The organism is Parafilimonas terrae (genome assembly GCF_900115755.1).
Lineage (GTDB): Bacteria > Bacteroidota > Bacteroidia > Chitinophagales > Chitinophagaceae > Parafilimonas > Parafilimonas terrae.
This window is the reverse complement of record NZ_FOXQ01000001.1, coordinates 727,765-743,348: the sequence shown is the minus strand read 5'-3', so window position 1 is coordinate 743,348 and position 15,584 is coordinate 727,765. Positions and strand designations below refer to the sequence as shown.

Annotated in this window: 15 protein-coding genes; 4 read left to right on the top strand and 11 right to left on the bottom strand. The window is 39.6% G+C overall.

Annotated features, from left to right (window positions below; genetic code table 11):
• Nucleotides 1-64 precede the first annotated feature (64 nt).
• Nucleotides 65-670, top strand: coding sequence for a 2,3-bisphosphoglycerate-dependent phosphoglycerate mutase (locus tag BM015_RS03235; protein ID WP_090654409.1), 606 nt, complete (start codon nucleotides 65-67; stop codon nucleotides 668-670).
• Nucleotides 671-832: 162 nt separating this feature from the next.
• Here the strand turns inward: BM015_RS03235 and BM015_RS03230 are convergent, their stop codons facing one another.
• From BM015_RS03230 to BM015_RS03210, 5 genes are all read right to left on the bottom strand, one after another.
• Entirely contained in the window at nucleotides 833-2,074 is a 1,242-nt protein-coding gene (locus tag BM015_RS03230; RefSeq protein WP_090654407.1) for a glutamate-5-semialdehyde dehydrogenase, read from the bottom strand.
• Nucleotides 2,075-2,191: 117 nt separating this feature from the next.
• Nucleotides 2,192-3,226, bottom strand: coding sequence for a glutamate 5-kinase (gene proB / locus BM015_RS03225; RefSeq protein ID WP_090654405.1), 1,035 nt, complete (start codon nucleotides 3,224-3,226; stop codon nucleotides 2,192-2,194).
• 150 nt (nucleotides 3,227-3,376) lie between these two features.
• Nucleotides 3,377-3,568, bottom strand: coding sequence for a hypothetical protein (locus tag BM015_RS03220; protein WP_090654404.1), 192 nt, complete (start codon nucleotides 3,566-3,568; stop codon nucleotides 3,377-3,379).
• A gap of 367 nt (nucleotides 3,569-3,935) precedes the next feature.
• On the bottom strand, nucleotides 3,936-5,096 hold the full coding sequence (locus BM015_RS03215; RefSeq protein ID WP_090654402.1) for an MFS transporter: 1,161 nt from the start codon (nucleotides 5,094-5,096) through the stop codon (nucleotides 3,936-3,938).
• 216 nt (nucleotides 5,097-5,312) lie between these two features.
• Nucleotides 5,313-5,690, bottom strand: a complete 378-nt coding sequence (locus tag BM015_RS03210) for a hypothetical protein (RefSeq protein WP_090654400.1) — start codon at nucleotides 5,688-5,690, stop codon at nucleotides 5,313-5,315.
• A gap of 307 nt (nucleotides 5,691-5,997) precedes the next feature.
• Between BM015_RS03210 and BM015_RS03205 the strand changes: the two genes are divergently transcribed.
• Complete coding sequence (locus BM015_RS03205) at nucleotides 5,998-6,756, top strand: L,D-transpeptidase family protein (RefSeq protein ID WP_090654399.1); 759 nt, start codon at nucleotides 5,998-6,000, stop codon at nucleotides 6,754-6,756.
• A gap of 38 nt (nucleotides 6,757-6,794) precedes the next feature.
• Here BM015_RS03205 and BM015_RS03200 read toward each other — a convergent pair whose 3' ends face one another.
• The 5 genes from BM015_RS03200 to BM015_RS03180 form a co-directional block, all read right to left on the bottom strand.
• The gene (locus BM015_RS03200) at nucleotides 6,795-7,907 is read right to left on the bottom strand and encodes a glycosyltransferase (RefSeq protein ID WP_090654397.1); all 1,113 of its coding nucleotides are present in this window, start codon (nucleotides 7,905-7,907) and stop codon (nucleotides 6,795-6,797) included.
• 93 nt (nucleotides 7,908-8,000) lie between these two features.
• Complete coding sequence (locus BM015_RS03195) at nucleotides 8,001-8,942, bottom strand: sulfotransferase (protein ID WP_177191793.1); 942 nt, start codon at nucleotides 8,940-8,942, stop codon at nucleotides 8,001-8,003.
• 25 nt (nucleotides 8,943-8,967) lie between these two features.
• A complete protein-coding gene (locus BM015_RS03190; RefSeq protein WP_090654394.1) occupies nucleotides 8,968-9,882 on the bottom strand; it encodes a sulfotransferase in 915 nt (304 codons plus the stop codon).
• Nucleotides 9,879-10,859 carry a hypothetical protein gene (locus BM015_RS03185; RefSeq protein ID WP_090654392.1) on the bottom strand — a complete coding sequence of 327 codons (981 nt, stop codon included), beginning with the start codon at nucleotides 10,857-10,859 and terminating at the stop codon, nucleotides 9,879-9,881. Before BM015_RS03185 ends, BM015_RS03190 begins: the two co-directional genes overlap by 4 nt.
• A 19-nt stretch (nucleotides 10,860-10,878) precedes the next feature.
• Nucleotides 10,879-11,907 (bottom strand): MBOAT family O-acyltransferase, encoded by a 1,029-nt coding sequence (locus BM015_RS03180; RefSeq protein WP_245751191.1) that lies wholly within the window; start codon nucleotides 11,905-11,907, stop codon nucleotides 10,879-10,881.
• A 616-nt stretch (nucleotides 11,908-12,523) separates the two neighbouring features.
• Between BM015_RS03180 and BM015_RS03175 the strand changes: the two genes are divergently transcribed.
• Both BM015_RS03175 and BM015_RS03170 read left to right on the top strand, forming a co-directional pair.
• A complete protein-coding gene (locus tag BM015_RS03175) occupies nucleotides 12,524-13,252 on the top strand; it encodes a sugar transferase (RefSeq protein WP_090654389.1) in 729 nt (242 codons plus the stop codon).
• 53 nt (nucleotides 13,253-13,305) lie between these two features.
• Nucleotides 13,306-14,427, top strand: a complete 1,122-nt coding sequence (locus tag BM015_RS03170; RefSeq protein WP_090654387.1) for a UDP-galactopyranose mutase — start codon at nucleotides 13,306-13,308, stop codon at nucleotides 14,425-14,427.
• Between the two features lie 99 nt (nucleotides 14,428-14,526).
• On the opposite strand, the gene BM015_RS03165 is transcribed toward BM015_RS03170, so the two are convergent.
• Entirely contained in the window at nucleotides 14,527-15,564 is a 1,038-nt protein-coding gene (locus tag BM015_RS03165) for an alpha/beta hydrolase (protein WP_090654386.1), read from the bottom strand.
• Nucleotides 15,565-15,584: the final 20 nt, after the last annotated feature.

The following is a 15,584-nucleotide window of genomic DNA, read 5'->3' as shown; positions in this document are numbered from 1 at the left end:
ACTGTAAATTTTATCTATATCTTTTCAAACTGCCCTTTCTTAATTTGCATAGAATTCTTTTTGCATGAATGTGAGATTAATATTGCTGCGGCATGGCCAGTCTTTATATAACCTGGAGAATCGTTTTACCGGCTGGCAGGATGTTGAATTAACCGAAACCGGTTGCCATGAAGCAGAAGGCGCAGCCAAACAATTAAAGAACGGAAAGATTGATATAGCATTTACATCTGCGCTAAAAAGGGCACAGCATACCTTGCAGATTATCCTGGATAGTTGCGGGCTTCAAAATATACCGGTAATAAAAAATGCGGCCTTAAATGAAAGAAGCTATGGTGAACTGGAAGGATTAGATAAAGCGGAAACGGCCATTAAATATGGAGCGGAACAGGTGCACATCTGGCGCCGCTCATTTGATGTTGCGCCTCCTGGAGGCGAAAGCCTGAAAGATACTTATGAACGTGTTGTACCTTATTTTAAGAAGGCCATTTTACCTGAACTGCTTAAAGGAAAAAATGTTTTAGTGGTTGCGCACGGCAATAGTTTGCGCAGCCTTATCATGTTTATTGAAAGCCTGGCGCCAGAACAAATTGTGGTAAGAGAACTCGCAACATGCGTTCCCGTAACCTATGAATTTGATGATGAAAAGTTGAAAGATTTGGAAGTAAGATAAAGAGTGTGTTTTAAAAGAATAATCAATATTCAACGGGCGCAATACCCAATGTTCAATTGTAAACATTAGCAAAATGAGTATTGATTATTGAACATTGAACATTGGATATTCCTGCCCGGCTAATTCGGCCAGGCGGGGATTGTTGAATATTAAAGAAAGCAGTTACCGCACTTGCCCGTTACCTCGCACCACCCATTTTTCACTTACTAATTTTTCCAGCGCAAATGGCCCGCGGGCATGCAGCTTTTGCGTTGATATACCTATTTCTGCACCAAGACCAAATTCTTCACCGTCAGTAAACCTTGTAGAAGCGTTGGCATACACAGCGGCAGCATCCACTTCACGCAAAAAACGTTCACAGCTTTTTTTGTTTTTTGATACGATAGCTTCGGAATGTTTGGTGGAATGCTGGGCAATATGCGTTAATGCTTCGTCTATATTTTTTACCACTTTTACAGCACACTTCAGGCTTAAAAATTCACGATCGAAATCTCTGGGTTTCGCATGTTGAAGATGCTGATAACCTTTCAGCAATGTATAGGATTTTGTATCAGCAAAAATTTCAACAGGATATTTTTCAAATAAAGGCTGCAGCTTATCTAAAAATGGTTTTGCTATTTTTTCATCCACCACAATTGTGTCTAATGAATTGCAAACAGCAGGTCTTGTTGTTTTGGCATTCACCACAATATTCACTGCACTATTTATGTCTGCATTTTCTTCAACGTACACATGGCAAACGCCAGCGCCGGTTTCAATTACCGGCACCAAACTGTTTTTACGCACAAACTGTATCAGGCTGTCGGAACCACGGGGAATAATTACATCCACATATTTTGTCGCCGTAAATAATTCCTGCACCACTTCTCTTTCGCTTGGTAAAAGCGTTATGCAATCCGCATCAATTTTGTTAGCCTTTAAAACATCTTTAATAATTTTTATAGATGCTTTGTTGGTTGCTTCGGCTTCTTTACTGCCCTTTAATAAACAGGCATTCTGGCTGCGTAAACATAAGCTGGCAATATCAAATGTAACATTCGGCCTTGATTCATACACTGCACCCACAACACCCAGCGGCACACTTATTTTTTCCAGTTCGAGGCCATTAGGCAATGTGCGTTTGTCAAGTATTTTATTGGCAGGATTAGGTAGCTTACTTATTTTTCTTATGCTGTTAGCAATGCTTTTAATGCGTTGTTCATTCAGCATTAAGCGGTCAACACGCGGATCATTTACATCCTGTTTAGCCACATCCTTTTTATTGGCTTTTAAAATAACGGCTGTATTTGCTTCCAGCGCGCCAGCCAGCATGTTCAATGTTTTTTTTATCTGCGCATCGGTACAATTACGGAGATGAACTGCGGCTTTATGTGTTTTTATTATGAATGGTTGTATTGATTGCATGTTGAGCCTCTCCTGGATCCTCTCCAAAGGAGAGAACTTTTTTGCCCCTAAAATATTAAAAGAATAATAAAAAGAAGATGGCTTCTTCTCCTTCCCTTTGAGAAGGATGGGATGGATTTAAAATATCACAATATCATCTGCATGTGCCGCTACTGTATTTTTCTGGGCTATTTGTGAGCGCATTTCTTTTGCGTCTAATTTTACTTTGGCCACGCCTATTATTTCCTGTGCATCATTCATTAACTGCACTACTTCGCCCGAAGTAAAATTGCCTTCCACCTGTTTTATGCCAACAGTAAGCAGGCTCTTGCGGTTAGCCAACGCCTTTGCAGCGCCGGCGTCGAGCGCAATATTGCCGAGGGTGATTGAACCGCTGGCAAGCCATTTTTGCCGGGCTTTAAAATTTGATTTCTGCGGAATAAAAGTAGTGCCATTTAAACCCTGCAGCGCCGACGTAAAAAAGTCCGTCTTCTTTAAACCGCAGATAATCACTTTTATTCCAAGCGATGTGGCGAGCCTGGTAAACGTAAGCTTTGATAACATGCCGCCCAGGCCAAGGCTGCTTTTATCGTTTTGCACATAGCCTTGTATGTTCTTATCTATTTTTTCAATAACAGGGATAATCTTTTTTTCACCATCCAAAAAACCGCCGACAGATGTACACACAATAAGCGTTGCCGCGTCAAAACCAACGGCAATTAATGTGGCAAGCTCATCGTTATCGGAAAACTTTAATTCAATATTGCTTACAAGATCATTTTCATTTACCACCGGGAGAATATTATTATTCCAGAAAGCAGTGAATGTTTCTTTAAGCTGGAGAAACTGCAGGCGATTGGAAAAATGATGCCTCTCGCATAAAGCCTGCGCAACGGAAATACCATGCCTGTGGAAATATTTATGGTACAATTGTATAAGTATGGGATTGCCCACAGCCGCTGCCGCTTTACGTTCGGTTATGCTGCCCTTATAATTTTGGATGGACGATTTGCCGCTGCCTACCGCGCCGCTTGACACCAGCACTATGCGCCAGTTGGCAGACAGCACAGCAATTTCATCTGCAATTTTTTTTATAATGATTTTATTAATAGAGCCATCAGCTTTACTGATGGTTGCAGAACCAAGTTTTATAACCAGCACAGGTTTTTGCATGAACAGGAAAATTTAATAATGGTTGCTTTATTACAACGGGCTGCAAAACTATAAGCAGAATTAATTTGCTGCGTGTTAAACTGAAATTGTATAAATAAAAAGAATCCCATGATGCATGGGATTCTTTTTATGCGCAGGAGAACAATGACGTTAACAAATACGTAATAACTCGCTTAAACGTTTATCCACATCCTTTAAAGTGATATAAATTGTTTTCACCTCAGTTAATTTTTCGCCATTGGTAATAGCATTGTTATAAATGGCGGTGAGCTCCTCCTTTTGTTTTTGGAGCTGGTCAACAATAATTGACAAACCGGATTTTGTAGCTGTTATTACGTTCATAGCATAAGATTTTAAATTTTAGAAATCAAACCAAATTTTATACCCAAATAAGACGGCAGCAAAAAATTTAAAATTATATAACTAACTCATTACCTGTCGTGTATAAGGTACATAGTTAATACACCGCTGCTTTATATCAGGCTTTCATTCAACAGCATTTTTTTTCTATACGTATAATATTCCGGCACTGCTTATTATTTTAAATAAGCCTGAGAAGGCCTTCCGCAGGAAGTGATTTTTTAATTTCTAAACTGTGTTTTTAAAAATAAAATAAGCGCTTAACAGCCCAGTGATGTCTAAAATATATTTTGGGTATTTCTTTGGATAATCTTTTTTCCGGTATTTCTAAAATGAGGCGCATGGTATATTAACCTTCATCTTTCTTGATTGTTGAGGCAAGCAAAAAAATGGCTGCGCCGAAAAGGGCGATGATGCCGAATGACCATCTTAAACCAATTGCCTGTGCTATAAAACCTACGCCGGGAGGAACGGCTAAAAAACCAAAATAGCTAACTGTGGATACAGAAGCGATGGCCGTACCGCTGCTCATAGTAGTAGATTTTCCGGCAAGCCCGAAAATAAGCGGTATAATGCACGATACACCAAAGCCGGTAAGTACAAAGCCTATAGACGCCGGTATTATATATGGAAAGAGGCTGGCTGTTAATAGTCCCGAAAAAATGCAGAGGCCGCTATATTTTAGAATGGTATGGGTGCCAAATTTTGGTACAATCCTGTCGCCTAAAAACCTGCCCGTTGTCATGCAAACCATGTATAAAACAAAGGCTGCGGTAGCGGTATCTTTTGGGGCAAGCACGGCTTTTTTAAAATAGATGGCGCTCCAGTCATACATCACATTCTCGCAAGCCATGGAAGCAAATGCAATGAGCGCAAAAACAATCAGCGCTTTATCGGGCCACACAAAAAACTTTTTACGCTGGCTGGTTTGTTGCAAAATATAATAAGTGTTGGGGTAGAAGATAACAGAAAGAAGAATGAGTATTATGCTAACTGATAAAAAATGAACGCTGAGCGGTAACCCGGATACAACAAAGAGATAACCCACGGCTGCACCCGCAAAGCCGGCCATGCTCCACACCGCATGAAAGCTGGTAATGATGGACCGTTCGTATAAACGCTGCACTTCTACGCCCTGGGCGTTCATAGATAAATTGAGGAGGTTGCGTGAAGAGCCAAAGCAAAATAATACGATGCACAATTGCCATAAATGGGTTGTGAATGCCAGCAGGGCAAGCATTACATTGTAAAAAAGCGCCCCAAGGATCATAATGCTTTTGCTGCTGTAGCGGTTTAATAAATTACTTGTAAACGGCACGGTTATCAATACGCCAATGGGCGCAGCAAGTAAGGCAGCTCCTAACTGCGCTTCATTTATATGTAGCTGCTGCTGGATACCGGGTATGCGTGATGCCCATGTGGAGTAGCCAAATCCTGAAAGAAAAAAATATACCAGCGCCGCAGTGCGGTGTTTTATGCGCGGCAACTCCGTTTTTGAAATAAGCTGCATGTAACCGGGAAATTAAAAATCAAAAGCCTGTTGCTGTTAATAAGCAAAAGCAGGATAGGTAACCCACGGCCTCCAGGATTAATTGCATAACACTCAACAGGCAATGCTCAATATTCAACTTTCAATTGCAATCTTTCAGAAGTTAACGACACCGGTTTTATATTAAGGTAAAATGCTGCTCAATTAAAATATGCGGGAGAGAAAACCGGATAGAATTTATTGCATAGCTGTTTTTAACCGTTCGCCCAGGAGTTTCATTTGCTTGTAGGCCGCCGGCGAATTTTTTTCTTTATTGAATTTGATAGAAATATATCCCGGCTGCTTTTTTATGTAAAAACTGGTGCCATCGTCAAGAGTAAGGATTGCATTAATTACAGTGTTTGTAAATGAAACGTTTTTATGTTCATCAAAATATTTGTCCATAAACCTGTCAACTTCTTCTGATTGCTGCTTATCATATTTTGCACGTATAATGAAATATGTTCCCGATTCACTTACTTCGTAATTAAGATTATGGCCGCCTGACCGGGAGCAGGAGATTATAAAGCATAGCACTAACAGGTTGCATACAACTAACCATGAAATTTTTTTCATACCACATCATTATTTGAATGAATAAATAAAGCTGGTTAAGTTGCCGGGATAATTAGTTAGAAGATTGGAACCTCAAAGTACTTTTCTTTTTAATTGCCTGCCTGATTAATTGATGAATGGCTGAGCGGAGTTTTTCCATTATTTCATTCACAAGTGACATAGCTGCTTCAACATTAACAATCGGATAATTTCGTATCCCGCCATTTTTAAATTATTTTGCAACTATAAAACGCACATATTAAATTATTGCACAGCATAATATATGTTAAGCCGTTTCACCTCACTATAAAAAAACAAAAATTTACGGATGAAATCTTTTCTTTTAGCTGCTTTGGTTTTTATGGGTTTGTGTGCAGCAGCACAGCCGTCGTTCATGGATTACCAGTCTAATTTTCCCCGCGTAAGCGGGGCAATGAACCGCAAGGCAGACACCTTAAAGAAACAGTTAGCCGCTGCCGGGTTGCAATGGCCTGTGAAACAAATGTATATCCGTTCTTTTAAATATGACAGCCAGTTAGAAGTTTGGATGCGCAACAGCAGGAATGAACCGTTTAAATTATTTAAAACCTATTCTGTGTGCGCATTGGCCGGCACTTTAGGCCCCAAGCGCATGCAGGGCGATTACCAGGTGCCTGAAGGCTTTTATTATATCAATGAATTTAAGCCCAACAGTAATTACCACATGTCGCTGGGATTGAATTATCCTAATGCCTCCGATAAAATTATATGTACCGCCAATAAATTTAATCCCGGCGGCGATATTTATATTCATGGAAGTTGTATAACAGTTGGCTGTATTCCCATCCAGGACCCGCAGATTGAAGAATTGTATATTTTGGCGATGAGCGCCAAAAGCAACGGGCAGGATTTTATTCCTGTGCACATTTATCCTGTTCGTTTTGATAATCCCAAGAGCATGGCCTACCTGGAAAAGACAATGAAAGACCAGCCTGATCTTGAGCAGTTTGCTGATAAACTGAAAGAAGTATATGATTATTTTGAAAAGGAAAAAAAATTGCCGGTAATTTCAATTGATGCGAAGGGCGATTATGTGCTATTGAAATAATAAGACTTTCGCGTTTCCTTCTATTCTCCCCGTAAAAATTAATTGGTTTGCTTTAATTCCCTGTATAAATCCACTATTTCATGCACCTGTTTGGTGAGTGAATAATTGCGCTCGACAAAACTTCTTGCACGCTGGCTTTCTGTTTTAAATTTCTGCGGATCATCTGCATAAGCTGCAATAACCCTGGCAATTTCTGCGGGGTTAAAATCATCAAACTTATATCCAAAGCCGTCAAATGGCAATTGCTTAATGCCGCCGACATTGCTTACCACCGGTACACAGCCCGTGCTCATGGCTTCCATAATAGCAAGCGGCAATCCTTCAAAATCACTCGTAAGTAAAAAAATATCAATACGCTTAAAGGCGCTTGCCGTATCGCTTAACATGCCGGGCAATTCAATTTTGCCTTCCATGTTTAAGGCCTTTATTTTTTCACGCAGCATGTCATCATCAGGCCCATCACCCACCATCAGGAATTTTATGTTTGGGTTGAGCTTATGCACTTCGGCGGCTACTTCAGCCCAGCGGTCAACCCGTTTTTGCGGGCGAAACCTTGCCACCAGCCCAACCGTGAAATTGTTGTTAGCATTATCATAATCGCGATGTGCATTAGTAAACTTATCTGTATTGATACCGTTGAGAATTGTAACGGCTTTCCTGGTTTTATAAAACCAACCTTTATGCACCTTTTTTATTACTTCGCCCACCTCATAAGAAACAGCAACCAGGCAATCGAAAAAACCATAAGTAAGGCCGCTTAAATAATAATTGTATTTGGCGTAAAAATTTACAAGGTTATGCTCACTGTAAACAAATTTTGTTTTTCGGTTAAATAATTTCGCCGGAATGGTCATCCATCCTGCAACGGGCAGGTGCATGTGAACAATATCGTATTTGTCTTTTATGATATGCCGCAAAAATTTTGCATACGCTATCGGAAACTTTGGCGTTGTAATCCTGTAATAATGAATTGAATTAATGTTGGGTTTTACTTCCGGAACAAGGCCAAGCTTTTTGTGATCGAGAATATATAAATCAGATTCTACATTTTCTTTAAAATACGGATGGGCAAAGCATTCACGCAGCAAAACTTCTGCGCCGCCATAGCTGAATACGCGGATTACGTGGGCTACTTTTAGTTTCTTGTCCATGCTTTTTTAGTTGATTGGTTGATTAGTTGACTGGTTGATTAGTTGACTGGTTGATTATTGGCTTACGTGTCAACAGCTCAACATATCAGCTATTCAACTATAATTACCTGTTATTGCTAAAATCTGCTGTTTCGTTTCTTCCGGCATTGCGCTTTTCTTACTTGCAGATTGCCGCTCATTCCGGTTATCAACAATCATATTTTCAAGATAGGCATCCACATTTTTTGATGGCGGCAATTGCATAAAATCCATCATTTTATGTATGAAAGTTTTGGGGTCTTTTACAAAATCTTCATACCGGCATTCATACACATCTAAGCCCAGCTTATTAATTTCCTGCTGTGTGGCCTCCATCAGTTTTTTATATTGAAGGGCCGTTATTAAAGCAGGCTTATCTTTTATGGTTTCTGCATAAGTTATCTCTTCCTGCGTGTAAGCGCCGCGCCACCATAATTTATCAATGCCCATGCGTTGCCAGAAACCTACCTCAAGCCATGAGCGAACGGTGGCAACGGGTTCGCGAATAACATTTACAATAACTGCATCAGGAAAAATACTCGTTAAATATTCCAGGCGTGCAGGGCCGGTAAACTTCATGATCAATCTTTTTTTGCCCTGGTATTTTACCTGCTTATTTAAAAAAGAACGAATGCGTTTCACTTCATCCGGCGTGGCTTTTTCATTCATTAAAAAACCACGTGAAAAATCTATACGTTTACCTGTAATGTGCTCCCAGAAATTATAACGTTCAATTGGATTGAATAAAACAAGATCGATTTTTGATTGGTGTTTCTGCCTTGTATTCTTGCTTACGCCAACATATTTGTAAAACCTTTTAAAGCGCCAGAATTTATTATTCATGAGCGGCCTTAATAAATTTATCAACGGCGTAAAAACAATTATCTCCTGCCAGTTCGAATGCCAGGCGAGGTCTTCATGCTGAAAAATAATTTCAGACATAATGGTGGTGCCGGAGCGCCCGCTGCCAATAATAATAATAGGTTTATCAAGATATTTTTCACCGCCTGTTGCCATTATGATAGAATTTAATAAGAAGCCGTCAGGCATTCACAATTTCCATTATTTGCTGTTTGGTTTCCGGCGTTATCTCAGAATTTTCCGAAACCGCTTTTCTTTCATTGCGGTTAGCAATAGATAATTTTTGCATGAAAGTATCCACCAGTTTCGATGGTTGTAAATGTGCAAAATCCATCAGGTTTTTTACAAATGCCTTTGGATCTTTTACAAAATCTTCATACGAAGTTGTATAAATATCAGGATGCATTTTCTCAATTTCCTGCTGGGTTGTTTCCATCAGCTTCCTGTATTGAAAAGCGGCAAATAAGAATTTGTCGGAGGATAATTCCTCTGCTTTTTTCAACTCGGCCGCCGTATAAGCGCCCTGCCACCAAAGCTGGTTGGTTATTTGTTCGTTCCAGTAAATCTCCATCCATGAACGAATGGTTGCCACGGGGTCACGCTGAATATTTATAAACTGTGCATCGGGAAAAATGCTCATTAAATATTCCATCCTCGCCGGGCCTGTAATTTTTATGGCCAGCCTTTTTCGTTTTTGATATTTTACTATCCGCGCAAAAAAAGTTCTTATGTGTTCCTGCTCTTCAGGCGTGGCTTTTTCGTTCAGTAAAAAGTTGCGGGAAAAATCTATTCGTTTTCCTGTAACGGCTTCCCAGAAATCGTAACGTTCAATTGGCCTGAATAAAATATAGTTGCGAAACGATTTATTGTTTTGCGTATTCATGCCAATTACCCGCCAGTATTTATTATCAAATAAACGGCGCAGGTAATTTATGGGTGCAAACTTTGGAAAAAGTTCCTGCCAGTTAGAATGCCAGGCTAAATCTTCATGCTGAAAAATGATCTCGGAAATAACAGTTGTGCCGGAACGGCCTGTGCCAAAAACGATGATAGGTTTTTCAAGAAGATGGCTGTTTTGTTTTAAAAAATCGTTCATTGCCTGGCCGTTTGTGATTTGGTTAAAACTGAAGGGTCATTTTTTTCGAGATCTTTCTTTAGATCTGATGCGAGCCTTGCAGAAAAAGCATGGGCGCCTTTATCGTTTAAATGCACATTATCATAAAAATAGTCTTTCCTGAAAAATTCAGGATCGAAGGAATAATCGAGGTATTCAACATTATATTTTTTGATGATGGGCATTAATGCAGCCAATGAAGGAGATGTTGTAAATTTTTGTACGTAATAAGGTGATTGTGTTATAACCAGCTTTACATTTTTTGCCTGCAGCATGGTTACAAAATGTTCGAAATAATCTTTTGCTGTGCTGTCGTAGCTTTCGCCTTTATCCTGGAAAGCGGGTATTTCACCTTCAATTTTAGTTCCGTGAACGGGAAGGTAGCCGTTCTCTTCAAAACGGTTTTTTTTAGTGCCCAGCAAAAGTGGCAATACCTGGGAATTATATCGCTGCAACATAGATAGCTGCGCCGCAAAAACTTCTTTCGGAAAAAGCTTTTTACCTATGCGCAAAAAAGAAGTGTCTGTATTTATATGCGGTATCATAAGGTTAGCAAGAATAAGCTTGCTGGCTTCCATGTTGTGCGCAACTGTTTCTTTGGCTGTTATATCAAGAATAACGAGTTTAGGAGAATGCTTGCGCAGCATTTCACTCATTACAACATCGGCATATAAAATATTGGTTTGTTCCCTGCCTGCATTAAAACAGGTTAGGCCAAGCGTATCAGCAAAAACATTGCTTACATAACCATGTGCTACCTTTGAGCTGCCGAATATATAAACATCTTCCTGCGGGGTATTCATCACATGATTAAAAGCTTTTATATCAGGCGGCGGGTCTTTCTCATATAAATATTGAAGAAATAACCCAATGCCCCTGTCGAATATAAAAAGCAAGACTGCAAGAATGGATAGCTTTTTTAAAAACCTTACAACATGATTTATTTCTTCTCTTGTCATTAACCTGTTTGTGTGTTTCTTAGAATTGGAAGTAAATAAACTGTCCTCCGTTAAATACGCCAATCATTAATATTATCAGTATTGCTAAAAGGTAACCTCCATATCTTATTACCACTGAATTATTATTTATAAGTTTTATTTTGGGATAATACTCCTGTATAACCTCAACTGTAAACAACATACAAATTGCTATTATGCAATAATAAAAATTGATAGGTGGGGTGCCTTTAAAAAGATTGCCGCCTTTAAATGATAAGATGGAACCTAATATATGGAATGCATCGCCAACCGTAGGCGCCCTGAAAAAAACGAGCATGATACAACCAATAATTGCCGGTATTATGGTGCCGAAAAATCGCAGCCACCATCTGTTAATATATTTATGCGGACGTACTTTATCCTGGTAAATACGTTCAACCACTATACTTAAACCTGCGGAAAACCCCCATAAAATATAAGTCCAGTTGGCACCATGCCATAAACCACTTAACGTAAAAATTAATACAACATAGCTTAACAATTTAAACCTGTTGCGTCGCGCTTTTCGTGCCAGTGGTGTATATACATAATCTCTAAACCATGTATAAAGCGAAATGTGCCAGCGATACCATTTATCGGCAAAACTGGTTCCCAATAGGGGTCTTCTGAAATTTTCCATCAGGTTATAGCCCATTACCTTGGCACTGCCGATGGCTATATCGGAATATCCGGAAAAATCGCAATATATCTGCGCATAAAAAAACATGCTGGCCGTAAATAAAGTTAACCCGCTATGATGGTAAGAGTTACTAAAAACTGTATTTACATAAATGCCAAGCCTGTCGGCCACCACCAGCTTTTTAAAGAAACCCCACAACATAATTTTCAACCCTATTACCACCCGGTCATATTCAAATTTTTTGGGTTCGTAAAACTGGTGGATAATATTTTGCGGCCGCTCAATTGGCCCTGCCACCAACTGCGGGTAAAACATTACATATAAAGCATATATTCCAAAATTACGTTCAGACTTCTGGTTGCCACGATAGACTTCTATTGTATAACTCATTGCCTGAAAGGTGTGAAACGATAGGCCGATAGGCAAGATAAAACTTAGGTCCTGAACAGGGTTTGTAAAATTGAAAAGCTTTAGAAGGACCGTTATGTTATCATTAATAAAATTAAAATATTTAAAGAAGCCGAGTATGCCCACGTTGGTTATAATGCTCAGCCATAAAAAAAGCTTCCTTTTTCGCCCTTCGCTTTTCTCAATAAAAATACCGGCGAAATAATCAATTACAATCGTAAAGCCTAATACCAATATATATATAGGCAGAAACGACATGTAGAAATAACAGCTGCTCATCAACAATAGCAGCCATCTGTATTTATGGGGCAGCAGAAAAAAAAGCGATGTAACAATTATGAAAAAGCCAACGAAGGCTAAGGAATTAAATAGCATTTAAACGCAGCTGTTTTTGGCAATGATAGTAATAATTCCGCAAATAATGAATTCTGGTATCATGCTTGTAGGGAAGTGCGGCATATTTGTTACCCCGATAGAATACGTTAACCAAGAAAAATACGTTTTTTTCGGAATGTTTGACTACGGTCATTGATTTCCATATAATTTTTTCCGAAAACTTATATCTTTGTTAGGTATCCTATTTAAACAACAAGTAACTATGAAACTAAATTTTACCAGCAACACTGCGGAAGATACCGGCTTTGTTCATGTATATGCTAACGAAACAGAGGATCAGCGTTCTTTTTATACAATCAGCCGGTCTATTCAGAAAAAGTCATTTCAATTTTTTCTTAAACGTGCTTTTGATATTTTGGTAGCATCCATACTTATTATACTTTTTGCTCCCATATTAATAACAGTAGCACTCTTAATAAAGATAACTTCAAAAGGCCCCATCCTGTACAGTAACGACAGGGTAGGTTATGGCGGCATAAATTTTAAATGCCATAAGTTTCGCTCGATGGTTACAGACCACAGCGTAAAACAAAAGGATCACAAACGTCATATTGAGAGTGCTGAAAAAGGTGTTTTACACAAAGACAAAAATGATTCACGTATTACCTGGATTGGAAAAATCATCCGTAAAACCAGTATTGACGAACTGCCCCAGCTTTTTAATGTGTTATTAGGCGATATGAGCATAGTAGGCCCAAGGCCGCTTGTGCCATTTATGCTTGTGCCTTATCCTGAATTTAAAGAAGTGCGTTGCCTGGTGCGCCCGGGTATTACCGGTTTATGGCAAATAAGGGACAGGGAAAACAATACAAGTGCAGAATTTATGATAGAGCATGATACAGAATATATTGAAGAATATACCTTTTTACTTGACATGAAAATTCTCATGCAAACACCCGTTGTTGTGTTATCTGGCAAGGGAGCATATTAATATGCATATTGTAGCATGCCAAATAATATTATACTAAAACTTACATTTGCTTAATGACTGAAAAAGACTTCGTAATTGTTGGCGCAGGGCTGACCGGCAGTACTATTGCACGCATACTTACAGATCATAACCAGAACGTAATTATCCTCGACCGGAAAAACCACCTTGCAGGGAATGTTTTTGATTACAGGCACGAGAGTGGGGCAATGATCCATAAATATGGCCCTCATTATTTCAGGTGCGGCTCTGAAAAAATCTGGAATTTTTTAAACCGGTTTACAGAATTTTATAACTGGTCTGCAACCATACGGTCAAAAGTTAACGGTGAATACCTTAATTGGCCTGTGAACCAGGATTACATTGAAAAGATCGCCGGTAAAGACTGGGAGGAAGAAACTTTTAAAGGCGAGCCTTCCAATTTTGAAGAAGCATGCCTTGCAAAAATGCCCCGCCAGCTATATGAATTATTCATAAAGGGATATACCGAAAAACAATGGGGTGTAAAGGCCACTGAGCTTGATAAGGAACTTGCGGTGCGCATTACAATTAATAAATCAAACGTAAACACGCTCACGCCCAACCACCGATGGAATGCTTTACCCCGTAACGGTTACACCGAAATGGTGCGTAATATGATTGAGGGTATTCCTTTGGAACTTGAAACGGATTACCTGCAGAATAAAGACAACGTAGCAGCAAAGAAATTGCTCATATTCACCGGGCCAATTGATGAATTTTTCGGTTATAAATATGGCAAATTAAAATACCGCGGCCAGGAGCGGCGCGTAGAGCATCTTGAAAATACAGAACAGCATCAACCCTGCATACAGGTCAATTACCCAAATGTTGAAGACCCCCGCATAAGAACCATTGAATGGAAACATTTAATGCACCCTGATGAAAAAGATAAAGTGAAAGGAACAATGCTTACGCATGAAACACCTTTTACGCCCGAAAATTCAGCCAATTTTGAATATCCTTTTCCTGACAAAGCCAATAAGCAGTTGTATGAACAATACAGGGCCGAAAGCGAAAAGTTGGAAAATGTGCTTATTTGCGGGAGGCTGGGCGAATACAGGTATTATGATATGGACCAGGCAATTGGCCGCGCCATGAAACTTGCTTCCGGGATTCTGGAAAAATTTGAGATTCCTTCAGAGGAATATGCTGCTTAAAAGAGTTGCAGTTTCAAAGTTCACGGGTTCACTTGTTTACTAGTTCATTCTCAAATCTGGTTCGCACTTTTCAACCAGTAAACTAATCAGCAAGTCAACTTATTTATCACAACTGTTTTGAATGCCGGTAAGGTAAACCTGCTTTACCCTGTCCTGTCTCACATCATTCAAAAAACAAAGTATATTCTTTATTCTGAAATCTTCTGTAAAGACTCCGTGGCCGCCCTGGGGGTCAACATGTGCAATGGCTGTTACGCCCAAATTTTTCAGGCGGTTGTATAAAGGACGGGTTCCGTAAATAGGCGTTGCCACGGCGCATGGCGCAAACGGCCTTGTATTAAACGGCACAACATTATCTCGCTCTCCCTGGAAAAATATAGTTGGCAACGCTGTTTTAGCCGTAATCAGGCCGGGATCTAAAAATGCACCCCACATGCTTATTACCCCGCGAATGGTAAAACCGTTTTTTGCAGCAATGGATATTCCTGGTCGTTCTGCGACGCTGGAGAAAAATTTCTGTGTACGATCATTTTGAAAGTAAGCAGTTGATAAAGCCGTAATAGCGCCTGCGCTTTGCCCGCCGACGAAAATCCAGTTCTTATCCACATTATAATCATCTGCGCGTTGAACAACATAATTAATTGCGCCGTATGCATCTTCAACAGAACGGTAAAGGGCCTGTTTTAAAAGATTGCTGTCGGCGCAGTTGGAGCGGGCGCCATTCTTTCCAAAACCAAGCCTGTAATTAAGCGAAATAACCACATAACCATTAGCTGCCAGTTTGGAGGATGTTGATGTAAGTGAATTTTTATCGCCATTCACAAAGCCACCGCCGTGAATAAGAAAAATTGCAGGGAATTTTTTCCCGGCTGCATTGGCAGGTTTATAAACATCCAGCGCAAGCTTCTGATTAATGCCATTGGCATTTGCGGCTGTGCTGAATACAATATTTTTTAACGTGGTAACATTTGCTGTAGTAGTGGTTGAAGGAGCATTGTTATTTTTATTACCGGCAGTTTTATTGGTATTGCGTTTATGGTTTTTAGCGTTGCCTGTGCCTGGCCTTAATATGCGGGCGCATGATGATGCAAGAATAATGATGGCAATGAATAGAGTAACGGTAGAAAGTTTCGACATAAAAAATTTATTGCTTTATG

Excerpts from the sequence above, each read along its gene's own strand:
- BM015_RS03235 (WP_090654409.1), top strand. The coding sequence starts at position 65 with ATGAATGTGAGATTAATATTGCTGCGGCATGGCCAGTCTTTATATAAC.
- BM015_RS03200 (WP_090654397.1), bottom strand. The coding sequence starts at position 7,907 with ATGGACAAGAAACTAAAAGTAGCCCACGTAATCCGCGTATTCAGCTAT.
- BM015_RS03165 (WP_090654386.1), bottom strand. The coding sequence starts at position 15,564 with ATGTCGAAACTTTCTACCGTTACTCTATTCATTGCCATCATTATTCTT.
- BM015_RS03215 (WP_090654402.1), bottom strand. The coding sequence starts at position 5,096 with ATGCAGCTTATTTCAAAAACGGAGTTGCCGCGCATAAAACACCGCACT.
- proB (WP_090654405.1), bottom strand. The coding sequence starts at position 3,226 with ATGCAAAAACCTGTGCTGGTTATAAAACTTGGTTCTGCAACCATCAGT.
- BM015_RS03175 (WP_090654389.1), top strand. The coding sequence starts at position 12,524 with ATGAAACTAAATTTTACCAGCAACACTGCGGAAGATACCGGCTTTGTT.
- BM015_RS03170 (WP_090654387.1), top strand. The coding sequence starts at position 13,306 with ATGACTGAAAAAGACTTCGTAATTGTTGGCGCAGGGCTGACCGGCAGT.
- BM015_RS03220 (WP_090654404.1), bottom strand. The coding sequence starts at position 3,568 with ATGAACGTAATAACAGCTACAAAATCCGGTTTGTCAATTATTGTTGAC.
- BM015_RS03210 (WP_090654400.1), bottom strand. The coding sequence starts at position 5,690 with ATGAAAAAAATTTCATGGTTAGTTGTATGCAACCTGTTAGTGCTATGC.
- BM015_RS03195 (WP_177191793.1), bottom strand. The coding sequence starts at position 8,942 with ATGGCAACAGGCGGTGAAAAATATCTTGATAAACCTATTATTATTATT.
- BM015_RS03190 (WP_090654394.1), bottom strand. The coding sequence starts at position 9,882 with ATGAACGATTTTTTAAAACAAAACAGCCATCTTCTTGAAAAACCTATC.
- BM015_RS03180 (WP_245751191.1), bottom strand. The coding sequence starts at position 11,907 with ATGAGTTATACAATAGAAGTCTATCGTGGCAACCAGAAGTCTGAACGT.
- BM015_RS03205 (WP_090654399.1), top strand. The coding sequence starts at position 5,998 with ATGAAATCTTTTCTTTTAGCTGCTTTGGTTTTTATGGGTTTGTGTGCA.
- BM015_RS03185 (WP_090654392.1), bottom strand. The coding sequence starts at position 10,859 with ATGACAAGAGAAGAAATAAATCATGTTGTAAGGTTTTTAAAAAAGCTA.
- BM015_RS03230 (WP_090654407.1), bottom strand. The coding sequence starts at position 2,074 with ATGCAATCAATACAACCATTCATAATAAAAACACATAAAGCCGCAGTT.